A 2,821-nucleotide genomic window follows, 5' to 3' on the forward strand; every position below is an offset into this window, starting at 1 on the left:
AGCGGTTATATTTCCTGAAGGAGTGCTGAACATGACTCAGTTGACTTTGGTGCTACCTGCACCAACAGTGGAAAACGAAACCAATGGGCATTTGGACCCTGCGGCCATTCCCAATACGGGTGTGAAGATCACGACACCGGTGTATGGGGGGGTCGAAGCGGGCCAATGGGTAGGGTTGGAATGGACGGCGGTGGATGACGCAGGGTCCATCACCTTGCCTGCGCGCGAGGTGCTGGCGCATGACTCACTGGAATTCGTGGTTCCAAAAGCGACAGCTTTGTTGAGTGCGGGTAAAGCGGTCAGTGTTGCGTACACCGCGAGGCGAGTGAGCGGCGGCCTTGTTCAAACCTCTACACCAAGGGCTTTCGAGGTGTCTGCTGGTGACCCAGGCACAGGGCCTGTTTCGGAAGGTTTCGAGGGGTTTGCTCATGGGCCAATTTCACTTCCGATCCCGCTAGCTTCATCTTGCGTGATACATACCTCTAACAACAACTATCGCGCGGTTATTGGCAGTGATCCCGATGGGGCTCCCTATGTGACGGGGAAGTATTTAGAAGTTTCTAGCTTAGCAAATAACGCGTTCTTCATTCTTTTTGACCCCCCGGTCAACTACTTTAAATTTGGGCTGTATCAGAAGGGTTCCGGAGCCCGAGCTGGAAGATTTTATGTATATGAGGGGAAGGCTCTGGTGACGCAGTCAAAATTAATAGATGAGTATTACTGGTTGACTTTTCAGGCAGGTTCCGGCCTGAATAAAATAACTCATGCATACCTCGATATTCCGCTTGGTAATAACCCCGTGCGCCTTGATAATCTCACTATCAGGCGCGTGTAGTGTTGATGCTTTCTATCCCATATACGATCCAGTACAGACTTTCAGCAGCAATCGTAGGTGGCTAAAAAGCTCGATGTGGCCCTGCCGGTGCAGAGTCATCGGCGGTGCTCACTCCGAAAGGCGACAAGCGACCCATGCATCACCTTCTGTCCTCGGAGTTGCATTTCCTGAGGCCAGCCTGCTTGCTAGCGACTCTGCCTCCCACAATCTTGCGTGATGTGGGGGGTGTGTCTGGCGGGCCGCTTATTACGCTATAATCCCCGCCTTTCGCCGCCCGCCGTGCCCGATCACCGCGCGCGCACCCATTCCGCTCAAAGAGGCTAGACCCTTGGCATTGACGATTCTTGGCCTGTCCGGCGCCCTTAGCCATGACCCTTCCGCGGCGCTGTACATCGACGGCAAGCTGGTTGCCGCCGCCGAAGAAGAGCGCTTCGTGCGCGACAAACATGCAAAGAACCGCATGCCCTACGAATCGGCCAAGTTCTGCCTGGAGCAAGCCGGCATCAAGCCGTCGGACGTTGACGTGGTGGCCATTCCGTTCGCCCCCATCAGCCTGGCACTGCTTCTTCAGAGGCATGGCTACCTGCTTGGCAAGTAGATTTTCCGTATTTTAACGAGCTAACTAGCATATGCAAAAGCTCGCCTTTTTACTTTCAATGCAATGTTGAATATTATTTTTTATAGCCGCATCCAAAGTACAAAAATATACTAACTTTTCTTGAGTCCTCGCATTCAATCGTTATGCGAATAAAGCGTATGTATCACATAGACTTGGGCGCGAAAACCTACCAAGTTTGTCACTCTTCCAGTTGTTTGCACTTTCCAGTTTTCAAGCCTAACTTGTTCTCTCAGGTGACTGCTGCTTGATTGCTCGCCTCTCTACTCTTCGATATTCCCTCAACTTCCCCGAGGTGATCCATCGTGAAAAATCCACCCCGTTCATTATTGCGCGCCATCCGCAAAGCCGCCTATGGCAGCGACCATGTCAACCACGATGCCCGACATGGTGGCGTGGCGCCCGACCCCAATATCTACGCCCCCCTGGTACCGGCCGCGATCTCCCATGGCGGCATCAACAAAGACGACTACGACAACGGCCTGATCACCGTGCTGGTAGAGCCCTACGTGGGTATGGCGGTGAATGACATCATCGACCTCTACTGGAATGACGGTTACATGGACTTCGCCAGGGTGACCGACGCCACCGCCACTCAGGCGTTGATTGCCGATGCGTACTACATTTCCCCCGACGCGCTCGAGGCGACGCTGCACTACCACGTCAAGGATTCAGCCGGCAACGAGCGGGCATCGCAGTCGCTGGTGGTGCCGATCAAGCTGACGGTGCCTGGCGACCCGCCCGAGCCGCCGGACGCCAGCGATCCTTCGCTGAACCCCAATCTCGGGCTGCCCTATGGCGTGCCGGACCTCATCTCCGATGTCAGCCTGGTGGGCGACCTGCCGGTGACGATCCAGCAATACACCCACCAGAGCGAGGGCGATATCGTCACCCTGTTCTGGGCCGGCACGGCCATTCACTATGGCCCGCTGCAAACCAGCGACCTCAACCGCAGCATCACCATCACCGTGCCCAACAGCGTCATTGCCGCCCGCCCCGGCACCGACCTGATCGTGCGCTACAGCATCCGCGACAAGGTGCAGAACTATTCGCGCTACAGCCCCAGCGTGCTGACCACCGTGTATGCACGAGGCTCGTTGCCCGAGCCGACCGTGGAAGGCACCCAGACCGGCGACCTGCATCTGGATACCATCACCGACGGCCTGGTGGAAATCCGCGTCAATCGCTATTCGACCATCGCCGTCGACGACAACATCGTCGTGCACTGGACCGGACGGCCGGTGGACGGCGCGTTTCAAGACTACAGCACCCCGGCCCAGCAGCTGGGCAGCAACCGCTTTCTCAACTTCCAGGTACCCAAGGACGTGGCCGCCGTGCTGATCGACAGCCAGGCGTACGTGTACTACACC

Annotated in this window: 2 protein-coding genes and 1 pseudogene; all 3 read left to right on the forward strand. The window is 56.3% G+C overall.

Translation table 11 applies throughout. The features are described from left to right. Positions 1 to 835: hypothetical protein (locus IFT44_RS20975; RefSeq protein ID WP_207106120.1), on the forward strand; the 835-nt coding region annotated here is incomplete at its 5' end. Between the two features lie 328 nt (positions 836 to 1,163). Then, positions 1,164 to 1,391: pseudogene (locus IFT44_RS20980) on the forward strand (carbamoyltransferase N-terminal domain-containing protein); the annotation flags it as partial. A 365-nt stretch (positions 1,392 to 1,756) separates the two neighbouring features. Then, a partial coding sequence (locus IFT44_RS20985) for a hypothetical protein (protein WP_192176519.1) occupies positions 1,757 to 2,821 on the forward strand: 1,065 nt, incomplete at its 3' end.

The organism is Pseudomonas sp. CFBP 13710 (genome assembly GCF_014842235.1).
GTDB lineage: Bacteria > Pseudomonadota > Gammaproteobacteria > Pseudomonadales > Pseudomonadaceae > Aquipseudomonas > Aquipseudomonas baltica.